The organism is Nocardia sp. NPDC047648 (genome assembly GCF_040642815.1).
GTDB classification, from domain to species: domain Bacteria; phylum Actinomycetota; class Actinomycetes; order Mycobacteriales; family Mycobacteriaceae; genus Nocardia; species Nocardia gamkensis.
This window is the reverse complement of the sequence record NZ_JBEYSX010000013.1, coordinates 1-22,886: the sequence shown is the minus strand read 5'-3', so window position 1 is coordinate 22,886 and position 22,886 is coordinate 1. Positions and strand designations below refer to the sequence as shown.

The following is a 22,886-nucleotide window of genomic DNA, read 5'->3' as shown; positions in this document are numbered from 1 at the left end:
GGGCGCGCGGGACTTTCCCGACGAACCTCGATGATCGGGCCCTCCTGCGCGCCGGGACGGCGGCGCGACGCGGACGGCGCGACCGCCGTGCTCGGGGGCGGCGGTATTGTGCCTGGTACAGCACAGGTTCACCACCACGGATTCGGAGGCTCGACGTTGAAGCATGTGCACGCCGGGAAGGTGCGTGACCTGTACGAGGACGGCGACACGCTGCTGCTGGTCGCCTCCGACCGGGTGTCGGTGTACGACGTGGTGCTGCCGACGCCGATCCCGGACAAGGGCGCACTGCTGACGCAGCTGTCGAACTGGTGGTTCGAGTACTTCACCGACGTGCCCAACCACGTGGTCTCCGCGACCGACGTGCCCGCCGAGTTCGCCGGTCGCGGCATCCGGGTCAAGCCGTTGAAGATGGTGCAGGTGGAGTGCATCGCACGCGGTTACCTGACCGGGTCGGGGCTGGTGGAATACCGGCGAACGGGCTCGGTGTCCGGGGTCGCGCTGCCGCCCGGACTGCGCGAGGGCGACCAGCTGCCCGAACCGATCTTCACGCCGACCACCAAAGCGTCCGAGGGACACGACGAGCCGATCACCTTCGCGGACGTGGTGAACCAGGAGGGGCGCGAGGTCGCCGAGCGGCTGCGCGAGCTGACCCTGCACCTCTACACCCGTGGGGCCGCGCACGCCGCCGAACGGGGTGTCATCGTCGCCGACACCAAGGTCGAATTCGGCTGGGACGGTGACGTGCTCACCCTCGGCGACGAAGTGCTCACGTCCGATTCTTCGCGTTTCTGGCCCGCCGACGAGTGGGAGCCGGGCCGCGCGCAACGTTCGTTCGACAAGCAGTTCGTTCGCGACTGGTCCACCTCCACGGGCTGGAACAAGGAGGCGCCCGGCCCGGAGATCCCGGCCGATGTCGTCGCGGCGACGCGCGAGAAGTATGTCGAGGCCTACGAACTCATCACCGGCCGGACCTGGGCGGGCGTGCCGCGGTAACGCTCAGTCGGTGAGCAGCTCGGCCAGCCGGTCCAGGCAGGGTCGCTGGCCGGCCACCAGTTTGTCGCGCGCGGTGGCCGTGTCGAACCATTCCGCGCGATCGATCTCCGGGAACTGCGCGAACCGGCCGGAGCGCGGCGGCCATTCCAGTTCGAAGGTTCCCGGCGCCACGGCGGCGGGGTCGAGATCGCCTTCGACGGCCCAGGCGGTGAGAACCTTCTTACCGCTGCTGTAGCGCATCTCGCCCAGCGGCCGCCACGTGCCGTCCGGGACCGGAAGTCCGAGTTCCTCGGTGAACTCGCGGCTCGCGGCGGCTCGCGCGTCCTCCGTCTCCGGTTCGTACTCGCCCTTCGGAATCGACCATGCGCCCAGGTCTTTTCGCGCCCAGAACGGGCCACCCATGTGCCCGAGCAATACCTCGACGGCGCCGTCGGAGTTCCGGCGGAAGAGAAGGACTCCCGCACTGTGCCTGCCTGCCACACGCGTAGTCTGCCCGGTCGTGCTCGGCCGAGCCTCCTCGGCCGTTCTGCCGGGCGCGTCGCCGGAGCGGCCGTGGCGCGGCGAACACCCCGTCGTCGCCGCTCGCCGGCTTCGGACCGCTCGCATATCGAGCCGCCCGGATTGCACGCGAGCCGGTCGGCGCCGATCCGGCAGCGGGTACGAGTCGGTGTCGAAGTGCGGACCGTGGATGCGCGAAGCCTCGGCATCCGCTTCACCCGGCGAGACTTGCCCGCGTTTCCTGGCGCAGCCGTGCCGCGCGGATGGTGAGGTAGTCGCGCTCGGGGACGCTCGTCGTGCGGGCGGCGGCTTTGGTGTAGCACTCGATGGCCGCGTCCACCGCACCGGCCATCTCGTGCAGGTGGCCGCGTACGGCGTCGAGCCGGTGGGTCCCCGGCAGCCGGTCGTCGAGGGCCTCGGCCAGCGCGAGACCGGCTTGCGGCCCCGCCACCATCGCCGTCGCCACCGCCCGGTTGAGCGTCACCATCGGATTGTCCGAGAGCTGTTCGAGCCGGTCGTAGAGCGCCAGGATCTTGGCCCACTCGGTGTCCTCGGCACGCGCGGCCTGTGCGTGCAGGACCGCTACGGCCGCCTGGATCTGGTAGGGCCCACGCAGGCCGCCGGCGAGCGTCCCGGTGACGAGAGTCGTTCCTTCGGTGATCAGCGCCCGGTTCCACAGCGCGCGATCCTGCTCGGCCAGCGGGATGAGTTCGCCGCGGGGCCCGGTGCGTGCCGCGCGCCGGGCGTCGGTGAGCAGCATCAATGCGAGCAGGCCGGTGACCTCGGGGTCGTCGGGCAGCAGCCGGTGCACCGCCCTGGTGAGCCGGATCGCCTCGTCGGACAGGTCCGTCCGCTGCAACGTGTGCCCCGAGCTGCTGGTGTGGCCCTCGTTGAAGATCAGGTACAGCACGTGCAGGACCGCGCCGAGCCGCTCCCGCCACCGCTGGTCACCCGGCTGCGCGAAGGGCCGCTCGACCGTGGCCAGTTTCTTCTTCGCCCGGGTGATCCGCTGCGCCATCGTCGCCTCCGGTAGCAGGAAGGCGCGGGCGATCTGGTCGGTGCCCAGGCCACCCACCGCGCGCAGCGTCAACGCGATGGCGGCGGCGGGCGACAGCGCCGGATGGCAGCACAGGAACAGCATGGTGAGCGTGTCGTCGTGGTCCACCGGGACGGCATCGGTCACCTCGCGGTCGAAGGCGGTGGTCTCCCTGCGCCGCCGGGCCACCTCCGCGCGCACGGCATCGGCCATGCGGCGCTGCGCGACCTGGATCAGCCAGGCCCGTGGATTGTCCGGCAGGCCCTCCTTCGGCCACTGGGTCGCGGCCGCCAGCAGCGCTTCCTGCAACGCGTCCTCGGCGGTGTCGAAGTCGCCGAAGCGGCGGAGGAGCGTTCCGAGGACCTGCGGCGCCAGTGCGCGCAGCAGGTCCTCGGTGCTCGCCGGGAGCGGTGTGTCGTCGGGCACCGCACGCCGGTCGCTCATTGCTCGGTGGCGGGGGCGCCCATCACCGCGCGAACTTCGATGTACTCGCCGATCGGTTTACCGCCCGGACCGGGGGCGGCGGAGGCCTGCGCGGCGATCTCGTAGGCCCGTTCGGGGCTGTCCACGTCGACGATCCAGTACCCGGCCAGGAACTCCTTGGTCTCCGGGAAAGGCCCGTCGGTGACCACCGGCGCCGACCGGCCGTCGGAATTGACGATCCGTGCCTCGTCCGGCCCGGCAAGCCCCTGCGCGTCCACCAGCTCGCCCGCCTCGGCCAGCTGCGCACCCAGCGCGCGCTGGAAGTCTATGTGCGCTTGGATTTCTTCCGGGGACCATTCGTTGATCGGTGTGTCGCAGTACGCGGTAGGCCCGTAGGTCTTCAGCAGCATGTACTTCACGATTCGTGTCCTCTTTTCCGGCCTCCGGCCGCGTGGAGCGCCCGGGGTGGCGCTCGTAAGCAGGTCGGAGGCCCGCGCGCGGATTCGACACAACTTGTCGGTGATCCACGTCACAGCTTGGTGGTGGTGTCGGCCAGCCGGTCCGGGTCGACCGGATCGCCCGCGAGAATCAGTTCCTTGATCCGATCGGTCACGTCCCAGACGTTCACGTTCATTCCGGCGAGCACTCGGTTGCCGGAGTCCAGCCAGAACGCCACGAACTCGCGCGCCGCCGTATCGCCGCGCACGACGACCCTGGCGTATTCACCCGGTGCGGCGAACCCGGTGTACTCCATGCCGAGGTCGTACTGATCGGTGAAGAAGTAGGGCAGCCGGTCGTAGGCGGCCTGCTCGCCGAGCATGGTCGCGGCGGCGACCGCGGGTTGGTTGAGTGCGTTCGCCCAGTGCTCCACCCGGATCCGCCGGTCGAGGACCGGGTGCTGCTGCGCCGCGATGTCACCGACCGCGACGATATCCGGATCGCTGGTGGCCAGGCGTTCGTCGACGAGCACGCCGTCGTCCACCGCGAGCCCGCCATCGGCGGCCAGATCGACGTTGGGGCGCGCGCCGACGGCGACCAGTATCGCGTCGGCTTCGACCGTGCTGCCGTCCGCGAGCCGGACGCCGTTGGCGACGTCGGTGGCGATGGCCTCCTCGGTGGTGATCGCGTCGACCTGAGCGCCGAACCGGAAGTCGACACCGTTGGCGCGGTGCAGGTCGGCGAAGACCTGGGCCATCTCCGGGCCGAGCACCGCCAGCAACGGTAGGTCGGCGCGTTCGACGACGGTGACCTCGACCCCGGCCGAGCGCGCGGCCGCCGCGACCTCCAAGCCGATCCAGCCCGCTCCGATGATGACGATCCGGCGCGCGCTGCCGAACAGTTCGATCAAGGTGTCGGAATCCTCGATGGTCCGCAACGTGTAGACGTTGGGCGCGTCGGCGCCGGGAACCGGCAGCGTCCGCGGCGTCGAGCCGGTGGCGAGGGCAAGCTTGTCGTAGGACAGGGTGGAATCGTCGGGCAGCGTGATCGTCTTCGCGGCGGGGTCGAGTCCGGTGACGGTGGTGCCGAGGCGGACCTCGACGTGGTGGTCGCGGTACCACTGCGCGGGAACGACGGTGAACTCGGGCAGCGACTTCTTCCCCGCGAGGTGCTCCTTGGACAGCGGCGGCCGCTCGTAGGGCAAGTGCTCCTCGGCCCCGATCAGCGTCACGGTTCCGTCGAAGTCCTTGGCGCGCAACGTTTCCGCGAGCTTGGCCGCGCCCAGCCCACCGCCGACGATGACGAAACGCCGGTCAGAACTCATCGCGGACTCCTTCTCCGAAGGGAACCAAGCTCCTGCCGACCAACCCTACTGGCAGCCGTGCGCGTCGCTCGGGAAAACGGCCCCGCGGATGGGAACGAATCGCGAGCCGCCGTGGTTGCTCGGTAGGACGGCCGAGTGTGTCCGCCGTCCGTCCAGATGTGATCGAGAGGAAGCCGCCCGTGACCGACAAAGCCACCAAGGACGTCGTCGATTTCTGGTTCGACCCGCTGTGCCCGTGGTGTTGGATCACGTCCCGCTGGATCCTCGAGGTCGAGCAGGTACGTGACATCGAAGCCCGCTTCCACGTGATGAGCCTGTCGGTACTGAACGAGGGCAAGGACGTGCCCCCGCAGTACCAGGAACTGCTCGCCACGGGCTGGGGTCCGGTCCGCGTCGCGATCGCCGCGGCGCAGGAGCACGGCGACAAGGTCCTGTTACCGCTGTACACCGCCATGGGCACGCGCATCCACAACCGGCGTGCCGAGTACGAACGCGAGAACCGCGAGGAGTCCCTCGCCGCGGTGATCGCCGACTCGCTCGCCGAGGTCGGCTTGCCCGCCGAGCTGGCCGCGGCCGCCGAGAGCACCGACTACGACGAGGCGCTGCGCAAGAGCCACCACGCGGGCATGGACAAGGTGGGGCCGGATGTCGGGACCCCGACCATCCACATCAACGGGACCGCGTTCTTCGGCCCGGTCCTGTCCCGGATTCCGCGCGGCGAGGAGGCGGGCAAGGTCTGGGACGGCGCCGTGGCGCTGGCGTCCTACCCGCACTTCTTCGAGCTGAAGCGCACGCGGACGGAAGATCCGTCGTTCGACTGAGCACTGTGCGCGGGTGCCGACGTGCGGCACCCGCGCATCGTCACAGCACGGACTTCGGTGGGCTCGCCGGAAGCTGACCGTAGGAGCTCGCGTAGCCGCCCGCGGGCACGCTCGCGCCCGCGGGCGGCGCCGGACGCAGGAACAGCTTCCCGTGCCTGCTGCGGTCGCGCAGCGCCCACATCCGCCAGGTGAGCACCGGATGGCTGGACAGGGCGTTCACCATCCAGACGAAGAATCCCTTCTCGACGACCGCCCGGTCGGCCATCTCGTCGAAGCCGACCAGCCTGTTCATGTACTTGCCGGCGGCCAGGGTGCCCATGGCGGCGGACGCCCCGGTGTGCCGATTGCAGAAACCGTGGTTGTCGGCGGTGTACTCCTGCGCGCGGATCAGGCTGCTGCCGATGATCGGCAGGAACGGCACGAGGAACATGCCCAGTTGCCGCCAGTACGACGTGTGTCCCGCCGCGATGTGGCCGACTTCGTGCCCGATGATGAACGCCAGCGCGTCCGGTTCGCGCGCGGCGCCGCCGATCTCGAACAAGTCGCTGTAGACCACCACGTAGCGCCGGAAGCCGTGTCCGCTGGCGAACGCGTTGATCTGGCCGTTGCCGAGCACCACGTACGCGTCCGGCACCTTCGCCATGCCGAAGCGGGCGGCGGCGTCCACCACCATCTGGTAGCCCTCGGGGAACTGGGTCGGCGACATCCGCACGCCGTTGACCCGCTGGCCCGCGTAGTTGACGCCGCGGCCGAACCACAGCAGCAGCGGAGCGGCCGCGAACGCCAGGACGTACTGGTCGAAGTTCCCGGTGGCGAGCAGCACCAGCGCGATCAGGTACGCGAACACGGTCAGCACCACCACGACGACGAGCATCGGGATCTCCCAGCTGTGCCGCGCGGGCATGCCGAAGGGCGACAGACCGCGAGGCTGCCGCTGCGGCGGCGCGGGGGGCGGCATCGGAGCGCCGGAGTAGGACCCGTACGGCGCGGGGTACGCGGGGGGAGCGGCAGGGTAAGAGCCCGAGGTGTACGGCCGTCCGTAGGGTGCGGCAGGCGTGTCCTGAGCCGAGACCCACCCGCCCTGCTGGGCATACGGGTCGGCCTGTCGGCCCGCCTGGTCGGGCGGCTGGGGTTCGAACGGCTGCATGGCATGAACTCTATTCAGTTGCCGGGAACGGGGCTGGCGCCTCGGTCGTGTCACCGGGCCCTGTGGCCGCCAACACAACTGGCGTATCACTCGATTCGCGAAGGCCGGCCCCGGTGTTAATCGCGGGGGATGCCCTCTTGCCGCCCGCGCGGCGGCCGCCTGACACAATGCCTGCCATGCGCGTTTACCTGGGTGCCGATCATGCCGGTTTCGAACTGAAGAATCTTGTCAAGGCCCATCTGGAACAGGCGGGTCACGAGGTCGTCGACTGCGGTGCGCTCGAGTACGACGCGCTCGACGACTACCCCGCCTTCTGCATCGAGGCGGCCCGCCGGACGGTGGCCGATCCGGGCAGTCTCGGCCTGGTGTTCGGCGGCAGCGGCAACGGCGAGCAGATCGCCGCGAACAAGGTGCCCGGCGCCCGCTGCGCGCTGGCCTGGAGCGTGGAGACCGCGAAGCTGGCCCGCGAGCACAACAACGCGCAACTGATCGGTATCGGCGGCCGCATGCACTCGACCGAGGAAGCGCTGGCCATCGTGGACGCGTTCGTGTCCACCCCGTGGTCGGACGAGGAGCGCCATCAGCGGCGCATCGACATCCTGGCCGAGTACGAGAAGACCGGCGTCGCCCCCGCGGTCCCCGCGTACTGAGCGCACTGCGTAACGGACTGTGCCGGAAGGACATACGCTGCACCGCCTCGCGCGGCTGCATCAGCGGCGACTCGCGGGCGGTGTGGTGCGGGTGTCGAGCCCGCAGGGCAAGTTCGCCGCGGGCGCGGCCCGGGTGGACGGGCAGGTGCTGACGAAATCCGAGGCGTGGGGCAAACATCTGCTGCACCACTACGACTCGGGCCTGGTCGTGCACGTGCATCTCGGCTTGTACGGCGCCTTCACCGAATCCGCGCTGCCGATGGGGGAGCCGGTCGGCCAGGTCCGGATGCGCATGTTCGGGGGCCAGGATGGGCAGCCGGGCTTCGGCACCGACCTGCGCGGGCCCACCGCGTGCGAGATCATGCTGCCACCGGAGGTGGCGGCGCTGACCGACCGGCTCGGCCCGGACCCGCTGCGGCGCGGCGCCGACCCCGACCGGGCATGGCGCCGGATCCAGCGTTCCCGCAGGCCGATCGGCGCGCTGCTGATGGACCAGCAGGTGGTCGCCGGGGTCGGTAACGTCTATCGCGCGGAACTGCTCTTCCGGCATCGGATCTCGCCGCACCGCCCCGGCGCGGGGCTGTCCGCGGGCGAATGGGCGCAGATGTGGTCGGATCTCGTCGCGCTCATGCGGGTGGGGGTGCGTGTCGGGAAGATGGTCGTGGTGCGGCCCGAACACGATCACGGCGAGCCGTCGTACGCCAAGGATCGTCCGCGCACCTACGTCTATCGCCGCCAGGGCGCCCCGTGCCGGCTGTGCGGGACCCCGATCGCGCATCAGGTGATGGAGGCCAGGAATCTCTTCTGGTGTCCCACCTGTCAGCCCGGCTGATCCGGCCGGTCGGTGCGGCTCAGCCTGCGACGGCGGTGTCGATGTCCGGCTCGTCCGCGAGGGCGAAACGGCGACCGCCTGCCGTCTTGGCGGAGTACATCGCGCGGTCCGCGCGGCGTAGCAGGTCGGTGAAATCGATCGGGCTGCCCGGCGGGCTGTAGGCGGTGCCGACGCTGGCGGATACCGGCACCGGTCCCGCCGACGACCAGACCGGGTCACGCAGGGCGGCCACGATCCGATGCGCGAGATCGCCGAGGTTGTTGTGGCGCGGGTTGGTCGCGAGCACGAACTCGTCGCCGCCGTACCGGCAGATCACCGTGTCCGGTGGGCAGGCTTCGCGCAGCCTGCCGGCCAGTTCGACGAGCACCTCGTCGCCGATCGCGTGTCCGTAGCCGTCGTTGATCTGCTTGAACCGGTCGAGGTCGATCAGCAGCAGTCCGACGCCGCGGGTCGGGTCGGTGGCCATCAGGCGCACTTTGTCCTGCAGCAGCGTCCGGTTGGCCAGGTCGGTGAGCGCGTCGTGGGTTGCCTCGTGGCGCAGCCGGTGCTGCAAGGCGGCGATCTCCTGCACCCGCAGCGACACCTTGGCCGACAGGTTCTGCTCCTGTTGGGCGAGGGCGCGTTCCTGCAGCGCCTGGGCGTAACTATCGATGGCCTGGCTGGCGATGAAGGGCCAGCGGGTGGCCACCAGGGAACCGGGCGCGCCGGACGGGAAACCCAGCAGCCAGCGCGTGGCCTGCGCCAGCATCCGGATCCGGTCGAACGGCGCCTCGGCGAGCCGGGCACCGAGCATCCGTGCTTCGGGTACCGGGAACGGCTCGGACCTGGCGAGCCTGAGCAAGCGCTCGACGATCTCGATCAGCACCGGTTCCAAGTGCTGGGGCGCCGCGCCCGAACCCGGCTCGGCGCAGACCGCACGGGCCCAGGCGCGGGCCATGGCGGCTACCGGGGGCTCGATGTCGGTCGACATCGGACTCACCCGGTGTGAGTGACGTCGGTACCCAGGTGCCCTGTAGTCACACAGGTGCCGGCGTCACCCTGATCGTTCCCACTGCTACGCGGTTGTGTCCACCTGGTTCGGCGCACGCTCACCGCCCCCTTTCCAGATACCCCCGTCCGGCAAAAAGGATCCTAGCAAGCCACTCGGCATCGAAAAGCGCTGATTTGCAACGTGTTCTCGATGCTTCGCGAACAGCGATCGGGTATTTGATCGTACCCGTCGCGTTGGTGTTACACCCGATTCTCGTTCGCTGCAAAATCGCGCGGCGACGCGCTGGCGACACGCTGCGGGAGGGGTGCGGGGAATGGTGCGCGAGCAACGGCGACGGTCCGGTCCGGCCCGGCGCCGCCCGCCTTACGAGAATCTGTTCTCGCACGCGACGTCCTCGTCTTCCCTGTCGTGTTCCGAATGGTTGTGCCGAGTGTTCCGAGGGTAGTCGCTTACCGGCGGTGGGCCGGTCGATACGGTTCGGGTCGCCTACGCCGTCGCTTCGGGCCGCGACACCGGAGCCCGCCTCGACCGGGGGCGCGATGCGCACCGGCGGGCTGGCCGCTCGATGCGCCGACGCTCCCGGCGGACGGGTTCCTCTGCGATCGGCCGAGGGTTCGCGGGATCGACCTCGTCCGCGCGTGCGCCGTGTCGAGTCGCTCCCGGCCGCGCGGCCGTGGCTCGGCGACACACCGAGTGTGTCGGCCGTGACGGCGAGTCGTGCGGTCCTCATCGGAAATCCCTCGAGCGATGTTCTTGGGGTGACAAGTGTGTCATTCGAGTTTCGCCCACCGGAATCCGACACGCCAGAGTTTCAATGAAAAAGAACCTTTAAATTTTCTCGAGCGCGCCACCGTGTGCCGGCGGCCCGGCCGTGCGACACTGGGCGCGGCAACCCTGGAGCGCTCCGCCGGGCAACCTGCGAGATCTCGCTGCGCGGGGGGCTGATTGGCGTTTCGGAAGCAGGGTTCGGTACAGTCGGATCGCACACGGCATCGTGGCGATCCCATCGGTGTCGTATGCCTGCGGGTGTAGTTCAATGGTAGAACCTCAGCCTTCCAAGCTGATGGTGCGGGTTCGATTCCCGTCACCCGCTCCACGGAGCATTCATCCTCGTCGGCGGCCGCCCCGCCGCCGCGAGGGCCACGGGGTGTAGCGCAGCTTGGTAGCGCATCCGCTTTGGGAGCGGAGGGTCGCAGGTTCAAATCCTGTCACCCCGACCATCGTTCGGGGGCGGGATTCGTCTCCGGGTCTCGACAGAAGCGGCGGTTCCGCCGTGTCTCCGCGGATCGATACGCTACGCATCCCACCGGGTTTCGCACGTGTGGGAGAACGGCCGGGGTGGATGCGCGGAGTCAGGGGAGGGGCGCCGGGGCATTCCGTGGCAACTCTTCGGCACTGGTCCTACGTAGGTATGTTCGGCGATTCGCCGGGCGTCGTGTTCGTCGCGCCGGAACCGGGCTGCGAGTCATTCGCCCACGGTGACCGGCGCACGGTTCGAAAAGGCCTGAATGCGAATGTCTACGTAAGTATTCGACAGTGCCGGATGGAAATAGGAGAACGGTCGGTTCGCGACCGCGCCGTCACTGCTCGGCTTGCGCCTGTGGGCTGGAGGCCACCGTGGACGGCGGCAGCTCGGAATGCCGGGCGAACGCCTGGTCGATCAGCTCCGAGGTGGCGCGGGTGACGATCAAACGGGCGATCGCCAGGTCGGTCTCCAGCTTGGTGCGGTCCCGCGGGGTCCGCGCGGAGTCTTCGTAGGTCTGCCCGGCCAGGCGAAAGAACAACTCGGTGGCGAAGCGGTCGGCGATGCGATCGCAGTCGGCGCGCAGGCGTTCGACCAACTGGAACGTGTCCGGCATCGGCAGTCCGGTGTCGGCGAGCCGGGTGGCCAGATCGCAGCACCGGGGATTCGTGACCCGGTAGGCCTCGAGCGGGTCCTCGCTGGAGGCCAGCGCCTGCTTGGCGTACTCCGGCAACTCGGCGTAGCTGTCCTGTGGCTCGGTGGTTGCTTCCGGGTCGGCTTCGGCCGCGTTCGCGTTCTTCACTCCGAGTACGTCGGCAAGTCCGTCGCCGCGGTCCCAGGCTTCCAGCAGCTCCCTGATCCCGTTCAGCTTCATGCCCCGGCCCAGCAGGCGGCTGATCGTTTGCAGGCGGTTGAGATGGTCCGACCCGTAGTACCCGATCCGCCCGCGCACCTCCGGCGAGGGCAGGAGACCTCGCTCGTGGTACACGCGGACGCTGCGCACGGTGGTGTCGGCTGCCCGTGCCAGTTCGTCGATCGTGAATTCAGAGTCTGCAGCCATGTTTAAAAGGAAACCATAGTCGGGCCCCCGTGGAAAATGGTCCGTTTCATAACGTGCCGTTAAAGACGGTAGCTGTGTGTTTCTTCAAGGTCAACGAGCCGTTACATAGCGGCACAAGAGGTTGTGTGCTGGGCAACAGTGGGCTACCGTGCGTAGACCAGCTTATCGCGGCTGGGTTCCGGGGACTGTTGAGCAGCCCTGATGACCGTCCGATCCATGGGCCACGCACCTGCCAGAGGTGTGTGCTCGGCATCCCCGGAGATGGCTATGAGCATTACGCGAACCCTTCCGATGGACACGGGATCCATTGCATCAGCAAAGGTCTCGTCGATTCCGGCAAAGTCGAACCAGCGGCCCCCGTGCGCCGACGTCCCGGACAACTGGGACATGGACACCGGGAATCCGGATGCCTGGCGAGCAGCGGTGCGCACCTGTCAGAGTTGCCCCTTGCTCGCGCAGTGCCAGCAGTTGGCGCAGGCTCTCACCACCCGCGGAGACGGTCCCCGCGCGATGATCTGGGCGGGTGTCGCCTACGACAACTCGGGCAGCGTCATCGAGAACCTGGACCGGCACCGTGCCGCGCCGATCGACCACAAGCGCCCCATGCGGATCATCCGCACCGGACCGCGTCCGCTGCGTACCGTGTCCACGCTTCCCGCGCCTCGTCGGCACATCGTGCTCGGGCAGCCCCTCAAGCCGACCGGCACCGACGGCCTGTGATTATGCTGCGTGCAGCTTTTCGCGTCGAGTCGTTCGGTGGTGCGTAACTCATGACAGTTCTGGCATTGGAGATCGGGTCGTCGGGCTTCGCGGCGACCCGAGTCGCCGACGATGTCGACACCGACGACATCCGGAGGATCCCGATCCCGGTGACGGGCGCCTGGGACCGATGCCAGGAGCTGCTGCTCGAGGTCGCGGGCGGTGACCAGGTCACCGCCCTCGGCGTCGCTTCGGCAGGGCCGATCGATATGGCGGCCGGGGTGATCGCCCCCTCCGAGGTTCCGGAGTGGCGAGCGGGTTTCGAAATCGTCCGAGCCGCGCGGAAGCTGTTCCCCGAAGCGCAGGTTCCGCTCGCGCTGGACGGCGTATGCCTGGCGCTGGCGGAGCGCGGTTTCGGCGCGACGAGCACAGTGATGGACAGCCTGGCGCTGAGTATCTCCGATCGCATCACCGGCGGGGTCGTGGTAGGCGGCTTCGTCTTGGTGGGGCGCACCGGTAACGCGGGGCACGTAGGTCATGTCCTGGTCCCCGGCTTCGACGATCGGTGCTCCTGCGGCGGCCGTGGGTGCCTGGAAGCGGTCGCCGGTGGCCTGGCCATGGTGCGCTGGGCCAGAGAGCAGGGCTGGGCGGGCACGTCGGTCCCGGAATTGCTGGAATCCGCCCGCGTCGGCGAGGACATTCCCGCCGCGGCGCTCGGCCGGGCCGGCACGGCGCTCGGACGGGCGATCGCCTCGGTGGCGGCACTGCTCGACCTCGACCTCGTGGTGCTCGGTGGCCCGCTCTCCGAGGCGGGGCCTGCGCTGTGGAAACCGCTCGGAGAGGCGGTGGCCACGCACGCTCGGCTGAGTTTCCTGCCGGGATTGCGCGTCATTCCTTCGCAGCTCGGTGAGGTCGCGACGATCATGGGCGCGGGTGTGCTGGCTCTCTCCGGAAGGAATGCCTGAGCTATCGCACCGTGGCGTAATGCGCTGGGCGGGAGCGAGTTCAAGCCATCGTACGAAGTTGCCAGGGGAATGCTGTCAGCGTCGGCCGACGGCTTCCGTTGATCTTGTATGCCGGTTTGCGGCGGATGTGCCATTGCCCTGTGCGCCGGTCGAGGAGGACTTCTCCGGAACTTAACGTGAACAAAATGAACACCCCTACGCGTGTCTCGTGATCGTGCCCCAGACTTCATTGAGAACGGGCGGCCGATGTCGCAGGTTGATTGAGCCGCTAAATAACGGTACATTGCCTGAGTCACAAGATGTCTCATCCGGGTTGAGGCGGACCCGGAGGAACGGCTGGTCGGGCAAGTGCGAAGCGAAGTGGCGCAGTGATTCCATGGGTGACTATCGAGACGTTGGCGCCGGACGGCATGTCCGTGGCGTCGGTGGGAGATGCACCGCGTGAGTTCGCGAGCTGGCAGCGGGTGGTGCAGCGAACGCTGTCGAAAATGCCCGCGCTGTACGACAAGCTCACGACCGCGGCATTGACCGAGGCCATCCATACCGCGCACGACCAAGCGCAGGACGTGGATCTGGCCATCCAGACGCGGGCGGGAAGGCATCAACTGCTCATCCGTCCGATCTTCGGCCCGGCGGGGGACGTGCACGCGGTGCGGTTGTGGCTGGGCCCCGCGTCCGAGCGGGTGCCCGCGTTGCGTCCTGCGGTGGGCGCCATTTGGGATCTGAGCAGTCAGACCATCCAGCAGCCGAGCGGCATCACACGCCTGTCGGGCAGCACCGCGGAACAATACGTCCCGCGGATGTCGATCGCCGAACTGTTCCACCGGGTGTCGAGCTTCGATCGGCACGCGGAGATGCTCGATCTGCTCTACGACCCCAAGCCCGGTGAGCGGATGCAGTTCGACACCACGGTGATGCACGGATTCGGTCGTCCGGCCCAGTGGCGGATCACCGTTCGTGCCCGCGACGACGAGCGCACGCGCGGTGCCTGGTGGTTGATCGAGGACGTGACGTCGGAGAACGCGCCGTCGGCGTGGCCGACTCTGGAGCGCATCGGGTTGCGTGAGGCGCACCGCCGGGCGGGTACGCATCTGGCCGTGGTGCAGCTCGAGCACACCAGCATTTCGCACTGGCTCACCGATCCCGCGCCATGGGTGCGGTGGGACTATCTCTTCCGGCCGGTGGATGTGTTCCATCCCGACGACCGTCCCCGGCTGGCGGAACTCGGCGACCGGCTGCGCTCCGGTGACAGCGCCGGCGTGACCCTGCGGGTGCTCAACTACGGCGGCGGTTACACCCCGACATCGCTACTGCTCTACCCCTATCCCGGGTACTCGAGCAGACAGCTGGCCATCGCGCAACTGGTTCGCGCCGCCGATGATGTTCCGTTGCTGGAAACCCATCGCCAGGTGCTGGAACCCCGGCAGTGCGGCGCGCCGATCGGCTATGACGAACAATTGCGGCATTGGCTGGCGGGCAGGATGAAAAGCAGCCCCGCCTGCTGACGATTGATTCCCACGACTGGGAACTACCGGCCGGTTAAGAATCCATGTGCTCTCTACCATTCCGGGAGTGAGGACAGTGGTTCGTGGACCGGCAGATTCGGGTGAGGCACTGCTTCGCCGGATGGCCGCCCGCCGCCGTCGTGACAACATCGTGGTCGGCGTACTGGCGGTACTCGCCGTGCTCGGCGGCGGCCACGCGATTCTCAGTGTCTTCGACTCCCCTCCGCCTCCGCCGTCGGACGCTTCGACGACGGCAATTATCGGGCGCTCGCAATTGGCAAGCTCTTTCGCGGAGCAGTTCGTCGTCACTTATCTGACCGCCGTTGCGGGGCAACAGGATCGGATCGGCGAATTCGTCGGTTCCAATCAGCAGATCACGTTGCCTTCGTCCGCGCGTCAAGTGTCCGACCCGTCGGTCGCCTATGTGTCGCGCGTGGTCTCGACGGGGGCGGTCGACGTCTGGTCGGTGACCGTGTCGGTGCGAGTCGGCAAAGCCGGCGCCGCCACCGCGCCGGAACATCGGCAGTTCTACCGCGTCGCGGTGTCGGTGTCGGATGGGCGGCTGCGCGCATTGTCGATGCCCGCGGTGGTCGAACCGCCCGCGAAGGGCGTCGATCTCAAGCTGGCCTACGGCTCGCCCTGCGCACCGGACACGCCGCTCGGCCAGGTCGCCGCGGGTTTCCTCAACGCCATGCTGGCCGGAAACGGTGACGTGGCCCGCTACACCACTCCGGATGCCGGACTGGCCGCGTTGAAGCCGCCTCCCTACACCGCCGTCGAGCTGACCTCGCTCACCACGGACGATTCGAGCTGCGGTTCCGGCGGTGCGAAGGCTCAGGTGCTGGCCACCGTCAACCCGAAAGCCGACACGGGCGCCGCCTCGACATTGGCCTACCCGCTCACCATGATCCGCAACGCGGGCCAATGGCAGGTGGTGTCCATAGATCCGATCCCCGCTCTGTCGAGTCCGCTCGCGGTGGTCGTCGGTCAGGATTCACGCGGCGCAGCGCCGCCCACTTCGACCTCGTCTTCCTCGCCGACGGTGACGATTCCGCCGGCGACGCAGAACTGATCCGAGAGGCAGCCCGATGGGTAATCTGAGCAACATCCTCTATGGCGTCCTGATCTTTGTCCGGTGGGGCGGGATGATCATCATCGCCATCGTCACGATCGGCGTGGTGATCTCCGAGGCAGCCAAATCCAGGCTCTCGCCTGCGCGGATCATCGTCGTCTTCGGATCGGGGCTGATGGCCGGGGTGGTGATCTGGATTCTGCCTACGACCATCAATTACGCGCGAACGGACGCCAACCTCATCGTCCCCGATCACCCCATCGGTGGCTATCGATGAGCCAAGTGATCAAGGTGTTCACGCCGGTCAAACGTGTCCCCACGATGATCGGCAAGGCGCAGAACGGGCAGAAGCTTCCGTTCGGCCCGTACACCCTGCCCCAGGTCGCCGCCGGTGTGGCGATGATGTCGGTGACGTCTGTGTGCGCCATGACTTTTCCGGTCAACCCGGCCGTAACCTTCATCGCCGGTCTGGCCATGACCATCTTGTCGGTTTTCGTGCTGGGACTCGTGCCGTACACCGGCGTCCGGATGACCTCACGGGCCCTATGGCTGGGCAGGCTCATCGTCTACCGCAAGCCGGTGTCCGCCTCGGGTATGCCGATCACCAATGACTCGGTACGCCACACCCTGTTCATCGAGGAGACCGTGGTCCTCTTGCTGCCCGACCGCCCCGGTGCGGCGGTGGCCGCCAAGCCGAAGTCCGGTATCCGGATGCTCGAGGTGCTGAACGGGAGCGGCAAGGCCACCGACCTGTGGAGGCGACTGAACGGCAAGGACAACGGCAACGGTACTTCCACCGAAGGAAGCCCCTGATGGCACTCGGACGAGATCTACAGCCCACCGCGGCGATTCGCGGCAATCTCCAGTTCACCCATTCGGGTCTGGTCACCGCGACCTATTTCATCAATCCGCTCGGTTACGGCTTGCGCAAGGCCGGTGACAAATACGACGTGAAGCTGGCGCATCACTCGCTGGTCACCAACTTGCCGAGCGGATCGTTGCTGTTGGGCATCCAGGCGCGGCTGAACACGATCGACGTGCTCACCAAGATGGTGGAGGGCGTCGACCTGGACGAGTGCGAGGACTACGCCGACGAGGTGGTCGCCTCCTACGAGCGCGTGCACGCCATCATGCCGCAGACCCGCATCTTCCTGCTGTCCATCCCGGTCGGGGCCAGCAACTCCAGTATGTCCGCGTTGTCGCGCCTGTGGCGCGGTAGCACCACCACGATCGACGCGACGGCGATCGCACGCGCCGACCTGGACGCCTACGACGAGAAGGCGAACGAGATCCTGTCCAGGATCGGCGGGGACTTCGATCCGCAGCCGGTGCCCGCCGCCCTTTTCCAATGGTTGTGGGAGCACTACCTTTCGCGCGGTGCGGCCGGGGACCCGGTGGCGCCCACCCGCGCGGGTGCGCTGGACGACGCGACAGCGGCGGTCTTCCGCTCCGCCGCGCTCGACGAGGGGGCGCAGGCCGACAGCAACCGGCGTATCCGTCCGTCGTTCGTGCCCGTGATCAAGGTTGTGCAGCCGGATTTCGAATACCGTCCCTCCTACCAGGCCATGCTGACCCCGCACTCATTCCCGTACGCAGGCATGACGTTTCCCGGAGGTAGCGAGTTCCTGAACGTGCTGGAGGGCCTCGGCGACGTCACCGTCGACTGGGGGATGCGGATCTCGACCAAGTCCGCCGAGCAAGTCCTCAAGAACAACGAGCTCAACTTGCGCAGGCTCGGCGAGCAGATGGACCAGCGGGACCAGGAAATCTCGTTCGCGCAGAACACGCTGGCATCGAAAGCACAGATGCTCGGTGAGTACAATCAGCACTTCGAAGTCAACGGCGGCGAATCAGAGGTCTCGTTCACCACCGTCATCGCGATCGGCGGGCCGTCGCGGGACGCCACGATGGACGCGGTCAACACGCTCAAGCGCCGCTACAAGCGGTTCCAGGTCGATATGGTCGCGCCGGTCGGCGCGCAGGTGGATCTGTGGTCGATGCTGGTTCCCGGCAGCCAGCCACGCCGGGCCTTCGATGACTTCGCGCATATTCTTCCCTCGGACATGTGGGCCGGTTTCGTGCCGTTCACCACCAGTCAGATCGGTGACGACAGCGGGCCGGTGATCGGGGTCAACCTGCTTTCGGGGCATTTCGAGCCGATCCACTTCGGCATCATGGAGGCCGCGCTGCACGACCTGTCCGCATCGTTCGCGGTGACCGGCGAACTCGGCTCGGGCAAGTCCTATTTCCTCAAGCTGATGGCCGTGCTCGTGCACGATATGGGCGGGCAGTTCCTCGCGATCGACCGCAGTCAGGTCGGCGAGTGGGAGCATTTCGCGCGGTCGATCGATGACGCGGTCATCATCGACTTGGCCAATCCCACGGTGTCGCTGGATCCGCTGCGGTTGTTCCCCCCGAGGATCGCGGGTGAACGTGCGCTCGACTCGATTCTGCCGTTATTGGATCTGTCGCCGACCTCCGGCACGGGTGCAGCGGTGAGCAACCTGCTGTCGCCCCGAGGCATGGCCGAGCACAAGATCAAGAGTCTGCTCGATCTGTACCACGTCGTGCGCCGGTTACGGGACCACCCCGACCGCGGCGAGGAATACGCTGATCTCGCGGCGCGGCTCGGCACCGTGGTGGAGCGGGTGCCGGTGCTGTTCGACCCCAAGTTGCGACCGCTGCGCCTCGATGCCGCCGCGACCGTGGTGCGCAGCCACAACCTGCAGCTGCCGAGTGCCGAGGAACTCACCACGCCGCACCTGTACAACCGGTTGCCGCTGACGAAGCGGCTCGGCACGGCGCTGTACGAACTGGTCGGCGTGGCGGCGCGCGAGGCGTTCCTCTCCGACAACGGCAGGTTCGGCCTGCTGGTCGGCGATGAGGCGCACCACTTCACGCAGACGCAGGTCGGCTCGGCGGTCACTTCCGATTTCAGCCGCGACGGCCGTAAGCACCTGGCCGCGATCGGGCTTGCCTCGCACGACCCGGCCACCGACTTCCAAGGCGCGGCGCACAACCTCATCCCGAACCGCTTCGTCTTCCGGCAGCGCGACGAGACGCTGGCGCGCAACAGTTTGGAGTGGTTGGGCGTCGATCTGGAGGAAGCGCCCTTCCTGTTGCAGATCCTTCGCGAAGAGACCTCGCCTCCGGTAGGACCGGGCCGACAGATTCCCGAGGAGCGTCGTGGCGAAATGTTCATGCGCGACGCGCTGAACCGCATCGGGCGCGGCAAGGTGCTCGGCCCGGCGCGCCCGGACCGCGCCGCGGCGATCACCAGCACTCCGACCAGCGCCAATGGCATGCGGTCGGCGCTACCGGAGCGAACGGTACGCTGATGAGATCGATTCTCCGCCAGCGCATTCGCACCGATCAGCCTTCCTTCGGGATGCCATGGGAACCGCAGTTCTGGGACATCGATCGTGGGCGGCCGCAGGTGTTGTTCCGGCGATTCCGGGCTTGGATCGCCGCGTCCCGCCGTCGCCGTCGGACCGCGTGGGTTCTCATCGCCCTCTTCGTGCTGTTCGTCTTCCCGGGTCTCGTCGGTGCGGTATCCATCGCGCAGACCGGCACAGTTGCGCCGGGGGCGGCACCCAACAGTGCGACCAGCTGGATGAATGTCAAGGATTCCCAAGGAGTCAATGTCTCGAGCTATATGTTGGTGATCGATCACGGCGGAGTGTTCAACCTGGGGAATTTCGCGCTGTGGATGATCCTGACGCCGATGTTCGCGCTTTGGCTGGTCACCGTGACAACAGGGGTTTGGTTCCCTGGCCAAGCAATGGATTTCGGGTGGCTGAACCTGATCAGCGCGCCGTTACGAGCGATGGCCCAGAACCTGACTGTGCAGATCGCGACACCCCTGATGGCGGCGACGGCGTTGGCGATCGGCGCATTCTTCGTGGGCTATTTCATCGTTCGCGCCCTGTACGCCAAGGCCGTTACGCAGGTCGTCACGATGATAATATTCGCGATCGCGGGCGTGTTTTTCCTGGCCAACCCGCTGGCCGAGGCGCTGTCCGACCACGGGTTGCTGGTGCAAGGACGTGACCTGGGACTCTCGGTGGCGGCCGGTCTGAACGGCCATAACAACCCGAATCCGCGCCAGTTGGTGGCCACGGTGCAAGCGACCAACGCGGACAATTTCGTGCGGCTTCCGTTGCAGGTGTGGAACTTCGGACACGTCGTGGACAGCAACCCGTCCTGTCGAGCGGCGTGGTCGGCCGGCATGACGGCCGGGAGCGAAGACCGGGTGAAGAACGGAATGCGGTCCTGCGGCGACGGTGCCGCGTATGCCGCGGTGGAGAATCCGGGTCCCGGTCAGATCGGAGCCGGACTGCTGCTGCTGCTGTGCGCGGTCATTCTCTTGGCCTTCGCCGCGTACTTGTCTTTCAAGATCATGTGGGCCGTACTCGACGTCATCTACTATGGGTTCGCGTCGATCTTCGGCTTCGCCGCAGGCGGATACATCTACGGTCCGACGCAGACATTCACCGTCCGTTGCGTGGTCCACGGCTTCATTGCCGCCGGTAAGATGGCCTTCTTCGTCATCGCCCTCGGCATATACGAGCTGCTGCTGGGCAGCCTGTTTCGAGCAGCGAATGGCCAGATCATGGTCGTGTTCGTCATTGGAGCGTGCGTCGAGGTCGTCGCCATCGTCCAGGTACGGCGGCTGAGCAGAAACATCGACGAGGCCAATGACTGGGTGACCAACCGCATCGGGGCGGCGATACACAGCGGCGGTTCTGCACAGGGTGCAGGCGGCGGCGCCGCATTGGGTATGGGATTGGGGATGGGCACCTCCGGCGCGGCCAACTCGTTGTCCCCGCTGGCAATGCTCGGCGCGGTCAGTACCATCAACAGCTCGCCGGTCACCGCATGGATGTTCGCGGGCCGTCTCAACCCGCTGAGCCCCTTCTCGCGGGTAGATCATATCGATAAGAAGAATAAGGCGAGGGGCCTGAGTTCGCGGGACCTCAGAAATGCCACGCACGGTGCCGCCTACGATCGGGTGTCCTCCGCCGATTTCGCCCGGGCTGGAATAACGAGGTCCGGTGCGCGCCGCAACAGTGAAAGAGCGGCCGCCTTCGCGGCAGAGAATGTCGCGCATGCGACAGGCATGATGGGCAGCGTGCAGTACGCACTCCGGATGGCCGGTATCAGCTGGGGAAGAGGGCAACGGGCGACCATTGCACGAGCGGATATCATCCGGCACGCGGACGACGAGCCGCTCGCATCGAAGCACCTCGGCCGTGTAGTCGCCGCGCACAAGCATTTCGAGCGGGACTTCCATACGAATCCGGGGATGATGATGGCCAGGTTCCACGGGTTGGAAGCCAGCGTCGATCGCTATCGCGGTGATTATCAGGGCGGTGTGCACATCTCGGAAGAGCTGGCCCAGCTCGGCAGAGATTACATCGACAATCCGCACAAGCAATGGATCGATGCACTGCAGGCCCATGCCGAGGGGCCGATCACGGGCGCTGGCACCGCGCGGCTGCAGATCAACGGCCGGGACCTGAATCAAACCGAAGCGGACCGGTTGAGGAGCTGGATCTCCAACGAGCATGCGCTGCGGGTCCAGGCGGCCACCAACTGGGTAGCCGAAAACCCCAACGACTTCGAGCGGATCCGAGTACTCCGTTCCGAAATCGACAAAGCCGCCCAGACCGACCAATGGCAGGCGGGCCGAAATATCACCGGTGCTGTCTCGCTCCCACAGCCGAACCCCGCACAGCCGCTGCCCGCGATTCCGGGCAGGATCCTCAATCCCCTCAGAAACCCGCGCGGCCGCTGATCACCCCGCGATAAGGGCAAGACAGCGGGCAGATATCACAGAAAGGCAGTCGATGATCGGTCGTCTCTTAACGTTCGTACTGATGCCGTTCTGGATATGGCTGGTGCTGGGAGGCGTCGGCGTCCTGTTCGTGATCCTGATGGGCCTGGTGCTGGTCATCGGCGGTGCGACGTCGGCGATCGCTTCCGACCTGCACTACCAGTGCGACAGTGCGGTGGGACCCGACCCCTCCCAGACCGTGACTGCGACCCGGGCGTCGACGGCGGCGCGGCCGACTACGCTCAGCGCACCTGCGGCTGGGGTGACCACCGCTCCCACGACGAATCCGTATGCGCAACTGACCATCGCACCAGACGACACCCATGTGTCCGACTGGCAGCGCGCGTGTGCCACTGCGCTGAAGGACGCCCCTTACCAAGATCCGCCCTTGCTCTCGGGTAACTCGGGAATCGGCGCCGAATGCGCGCGTCGGCTCGCCCTCGCACAAGCCGGAGCCTCGTCGAACGGAGGTCAGGGCCGCACCGGTGGCTCAGCGGATGCCGCCGAGTTCACCAGATCAGTCATTTATCAGGCCTCCGCCGCACAGTCGAGCGGGCGATGCGAAGTCACGGCGGCCCCGGTGGCGCTGCCGCCGTCGGTGGACGTCGCGCAGCAACCGAGCGGTGCGGCTCGGCGGCCATGCGGGCAGTCCGACAGTTCGGGAGCCACGGTGGTTGTGCTGCCGAACACCGTCGCGGCGCAGGGAGCGTGCGGTCAGCGGGTGGACCTGTCGGCTGTATCGGGGGGCGACCTGGTCTTCTGGAACTACCGAAAGAACGCGCCCACCGAAGTCGGAATCGCGATCAGCGGCACGATGCTCGTCACCCTCGATTCGGCGAACCGCGGTTTCGTCGAGCAGGCCATACCCAGCACTGATGACGTGCGGGTGAAGCGAGTGCTCGGCAGCGGGATGTGATGGATACACGATGCCACCTACAGAAGTAGAGCCGCAGATAGAGGCGGGCGACGAAGCCGAGGCGCCGCCGGGGCCGGTGACGCCGTGGTCGAACCGGCCTGATCAGCAGCGGCCACGTCCGGGTGGTTCGGTGCCGGGGCAGCCCGGTCCATCGACAGGGCCGGGGCAGTCCAATGGGGCGGGCGAGCCGGGGCAACCCGGGGTGCCGGGTCAGGCTGGGTCGCCCGGTGTTTCGGGTTCGGCTGGGTCGCCGGGTGTTTCGGGTCCGTCTGGGTCGGGTGTTCCTGGTCAGTCGGGTGGTGTGCCTGGTCAGTCGGGTGGTGTGCCGGGTCAGCCGGGTGAGGGTGTGGCGGGTGGTGTGGTGGCTCCGCGGGTGGAGCAGGCGCCGGGTGCGGGGCGGGGTGGGGAGGAGGAGTTGGAGCCGGAGCCGTTGGTGG

The 22,886-nt window shown here is 67.5% G+C and carries 20 protein-coding genes and 2 tRNA genes; 15 read left to right on the top strand and 7 right to left on the bottom strand.

Going from position 1 to position 22,886, the window contains the following annotated elements; all coding sequences use genetic code 11:
• Window positions 1–156: 156 nt before the first annotated feature.
• Window positions 157–993 carry a phosphoribosylaminoimidazolesuccinocarboxamide synthase gene (locus tag ABZ803_RS25050; protein ID WP_357042745.1) on the top strand — a complete coding sequence of 279 codons (837 nt, stop codon included), beginning with the start codon at window positions 157–159 and terminating at the stop codon, window positions 991–993.
• Window positions 994–996: 3 nt separating this feature from the next.
• Here ABZ803_RS25050 and ABZ803_RS25045 read toward each other — a convergent pair whose 3' ends face one another.
• The 4 genes from ABZ803_RS25045 to ABZ803_RS25030 form a co-directional block, all read right to left on the bottom strand.
• On the bottom strand, window positions 997–1,473 hold the full coding sequence (locus ABZ803_RS25045) for an NUDIX domain-containing protein (RefSeq protein ID WP_062977174.1): 477 nt from the start codon (window positions 1,471–1,473) through the stop codon (window positions 997–999).
• A 232-nt stretch (window positions 1,474–1,705) separates the two neighbouring features.
• Window positions 1,706–2,971: a DUF6596 domain-containing protein gene (locus tag ABZ803_RS25040; RefSeq protein ID WP_357042742.1), complete on the bottom strand. Its 1,266-nt coding sequence runs from the start codon at window positions 2,969–2,971 to the stop codon at window positions 1,706–1,708.
• Window positions 2,968–3,369 carry a YciI family protein gene (locus ABZ803_RS25035; RefSeq protein ID WP_174315502.1) on the bottom strand — a complete coding sequence of 134 codons (402 nt, stop codon included), beginning with the start codon at window positions 3,367–3,369 and terminating at the stop codon, window positions 2,968–2,970. Before ABZ803_RS25035 ends, ABZ803_RS25040 begins: the two co-directional genes overlap by 4 nt.
• 110 nt (window positions 3,370–3,479) lie before the next feature.
• Window positions 3,480–4,712 (bottom strand): FAD-dependent oxidoreductase, encoded by a 1,233-nt coding sequence (locus ABZ803_RS25030; RefSeq protein ID WP_357042739.1) that lies wholly within the window; start codon window positions 4,710–4,712, stop codon window positions 3,480–3,482.
• A gap of 179 nt (window positions 4,713–4,891) precedes the next feature.
• Here ABZ803_RS25030 and ABZ803_RS25025 point away from each other — a divergent pair, with 179 nt between their 5' ends.
• Window positions 4,892–5,533, top strand: a complete 642-nt coding sequence (locus ABZ803_RS25025) for a DsbA family protein (RefSeq protein WP_084499355.1) — start codon at window positions 4,892–4,894, stop codon at window positions 5,531–5,533.
• A gap of 40 nt (window positions 5,534–5,573) precedes the next feature.
• Here ABZ803_RS25025 and ABZ803_RS25020 read toward each other — a convergent pair whose 3' ends face one another.
• Window positions 5,574–6,491 carry a M48 family metallopeptidase gene (locus tag ABZ803_RS25020; RefSeq protein WP_357043115.1) on the bottom strand — a complete coding sequence of 306 codons (918 nt, stop codon included), beginning with the start codon at window positions 6,489–6,491 and terminating at the stop codon, window positions 5,574–5,576.
• A gap of 365 nt (window positions 6,492–6,856) precedes the next feature.
• On the opposite strand from ABZ803_RS25020, the gene ABZ803_RS25015 reads away from it, so the two are divergent.
• Together ABZ803_RS25015 and ABZ803_RS25010 are read left to right on the top strand one after the other, a co-directional pair.
• The gene (locus tag ABZ803_RS25015; protein ID WP_062977163.1) at window positions 6,857–7,330 is read left to right on the top strand and encodes a ribose-5-phosphate isomerase; all 474 of its coding nucleotides are present in this window, start codon (window positions 6,857–6,859) and stop codon (window positions 7,328–7,330) included.
• A gap of 19 nt (window positions 7,331–7,349) precedes the next feature.
• On the top strand, window positions 7,350–8,162 hold the full coding sequence (locus tag ABZ803_RS25010; RefSeq protein ID WP_357042736.1) for a DNA-formamidopyrimidine glycosylase family protein: 813 nt from the start codon (window positions 7,350–7,352) through the stop codon (window positions 8,160–8,162).
• A gap of 19 nt (window positions 8,163–8,181) precedes the next feature.
• On the opposite strand, the gene ABZ803_RS25005 is transcribed toward ABZ803_RS25010, so the two are convergent.
• Entirely contained in the window at window positions 8,182–9,132 is a 951-nt protein-coding gene (locus tag ABZ803_RS25005; RefSeq protein WP_040865435.1) for a GGDEF domain-containing protein, read from the bottom strand.
• Window positions 9,133–10,175: 1,043 nt separating this feature from the next.
• On the opposite strand from ABZ803_RS25005, the gene ABZ803_RS25000 reads away from it, so the two are divergent.
• A tRNA-Gly gene (locus ABZ803_RS25000) sits at window positions 10,176–10,249 on the top strand.
• Between the two features lie 47 nt (window positions 10,250–10,296).
• Window positions 10,297–10,373 (top strand) — tRNA-Pro (locus ABZ803_RS24995).
• Window positions 10,374–10,733: 360 nt separating this feature from the next.
• On the opposite strand, the gene ABZ803_RS24990 is transcribed toward ABZ803_RS24995, so the two are convergent.
• Complete coding sequence (locus tag ABZ803_RS24990; protein ID WP_357042733.1) at window positions 10,734–11,456, bottom strand: MerR family transcriptional regulator; 723 nt, start codon at window positions 11,454–11,456, stop codon at window positions 10,734–10,736.
• Between the two features lie 267 nt (window positions 11,457–11,723).
• On the opposite strand from ABZ803_RS24990, the gene ABZ803_RS24985 reads away from it, so the two are divergent.
• From ABZ803_RS24985 to ABZ803_RS24945, 9 genes are all read left to right on the top strand, one after another.
• A complete protein-coding gene (locus ABZ803_RS24985) occupies window positions 11,724–12,176 on the top strand; it encodes a hypothetical protein (RefSeq protein WP_157107009.1) in 453 nt (150 codons plus the stop codon).
• 50 nt (window positions 12,177–12,226) lie between these two features.
• Window positions 12,227–13,120, top strand: coding sequence for an ROK family protein (locus tag ABZ803_RS24980; RefSeq protein ID WP_357042730.1), 894 nt, complete (start codon window positions 12,227–12,229; stop codon window positions 13,118–13,120).
• A 380-nt stretch (window positions 13,121–13,500) separates the two neighbouring features.
• On the top strand, window positions 13,501–14,625 hold the full coding sequence (locus ABZ803_RS24975) for a GAF domain-containing protein (protein ID WP_357042727.1): 1,125 nt from the start codon (window positions 13,501–13,503) through the stop codon (window positions 14,623–14,625).
• A gap of 67 nt (window positions 14,626–14,692) precedes the next feature.
• Entirely contained in the window at window positions 14,693–15,697 is a 1,005-nt protein-coding gene (locus tag ABZ803_RS24970) for a conjugal transfer protein (RefSeq protein ID WP_357042724.1), read from the top strand.
• 16 nt (window positions 15,698–15,713) lie between these two features.
• Window positions 15,714–15,974: a hypothetical protein gene (locus ABZ803_RS24965; protein WP_040865441.1), complete on the top strand. Its 261-nt coding sequence runs from the start codon at window positions 15,714–15,716 to the stop codon at window positions 15,972–15,974.
• Window positions 15,971–16,510: a hypothetical protein gene (locus ABZ803_RS24960; protein WP_245660143.1), complete on the top strand. Its 540-nt coding sequence runs from the start codon at window positions 15,971–15,973 to the stop codon at window positions 16,508–16,510. The genes ABZ803_RS24965 and ABZ803_RS24960 overlap by 4 nt, the downstream gene beginning before the upstream one ends.
• The gene (locus ABZ803_RS24955) at window positions 16,510–19,035 is read left to right on the top strand and encodes an ATP-binding protein (protein ID WP_357042721.1); all 2,526 of its coding nucleotides are present in this window, start codon (window positions 16,510–16,512) and stop codon (window positions 19,033–19,035) included. The genes ABZ803_RS24960 and ABZ803_RS24955 overlap by 1 nt, the downstream gene beginning before the upstream one ends.
• Window positions 19,035–21,494: a hypothetical protein gene (locus ABZ803_RS24950; RefSeq protein ID WP_357042719.1), complete on the top strand. Its 2,460-nt coding sequence runs from the start codon at window positions 19,035–19,037 to the stop codon at window positions 21,492–21,494. The genes ABZ803_RS24955 and ABZ803_RS24950 overlap by 1 nt, the downstream gene beginning before the upstream one ends.
• A gap of 82 nt (window positions 21,495–21,576) precedes the next feature.
• Window positions 21,577–22,449, top strand: coding sequence for a hypothetical protein (locus ABZ803_RS24945; protein ID WP_357042716.1), 873 nt, complete (start codon window positions 21,577–21,579; stop codon window positions 22,447–22,449).
• Window positions 22,450–22,886 lie beyond the last annotated feature (437 nt).

Coding starts and splice junctions, on each gene's coding strand:
- ABZ803_RS25005 (WP_040865435.1), bottom strand. CDS start 9,132: ATGTCGACCGACATCGAGCCCCCGGTAGCCGCCATGGCCCGCGCCTGG.
- ABZ803_RS24955 (WP_357042721.1), top strand. CDS start 16,510: ATGGCACTCGGACGAGATCTACAGCCCACCGCGGCGATTCGCGGCAAT.
- ABZ803_RS24960 (WP_245660143.1), top strand. CDS start 15,971: ATGAGCCAAGTGATCAAGGTGTTCACGCCGGTCAAACGTGTCCCCACG.
- ABZ803_RS24990 (WP_357042733.1), bottom strand. CDS start 11,456: ATGGCTGCAGACTCTGAATTCACGATCGACGAACTGGCACGGGCAGCC.
- ABZ803_RS25020 (WP_357043115.1), bottom strand. CDS start 6,491: ATGCCGCCCCCCGCGCCGCCGCAGCGGCAGCCTCGCGGTCTGTCGCCC.
- ABZ803_RS25030 (WP_357042739.1), bottom strand. CDS start 4,712: ATGAGTTCTGACCGGCGTTTCGTCATCGTCGGCGGTGGGCTGGGCGCG.
- ABZ803_RS24965 (WP_040865441.1), top strand. CDS start 15,714: ATGGGTAATCTGAGCAACATCCTCTATGGCGTCCTGATCTTTGTCCGG.
- ABZ803_RS24945 (WP_357042716.1), top strand. CDS start 21,577: ATGCCGTTCTGGATATGGCTGGTGCTGGGAGGCGTCGGCGTCCTGTTC.
- ABZ803_RS24950 (WP_357042719.1), top strand. CDS start 19,035: ATGAGATCGATTCTCCGCCAGCGCATTCGCACCGATCAGCCTTCCTTC.
- ABZ803_RS24980 (WP_357042730.1), top strand. CDS start 12,227: ATGACAGTTCTGGCATTGGAGATCGGGTCGTCGGGCTTCGCGGCGACC.
- ABZ803_RS24985 (WP_157107009.1), top strand. CDS start 11,724: ATGAGCATTACGCGAACCCTTCCGATGGACACGGGATCCATTGCATCA.
- ABZ803_RS25040 (WP_357042742.1), bottom strand. CDS start 2,971: ATGAGCGACCGGCGTGCGGTGCCCGACGACACACCGCTCCCGGCGAGC.
- ABZ803_RS25015 (WP_062977163.1), top strand. CDS start 6,857: ATGCGCGTTTACCTGGGTGCCGATCATGCCGGTTTCGAACTGAAGAAT.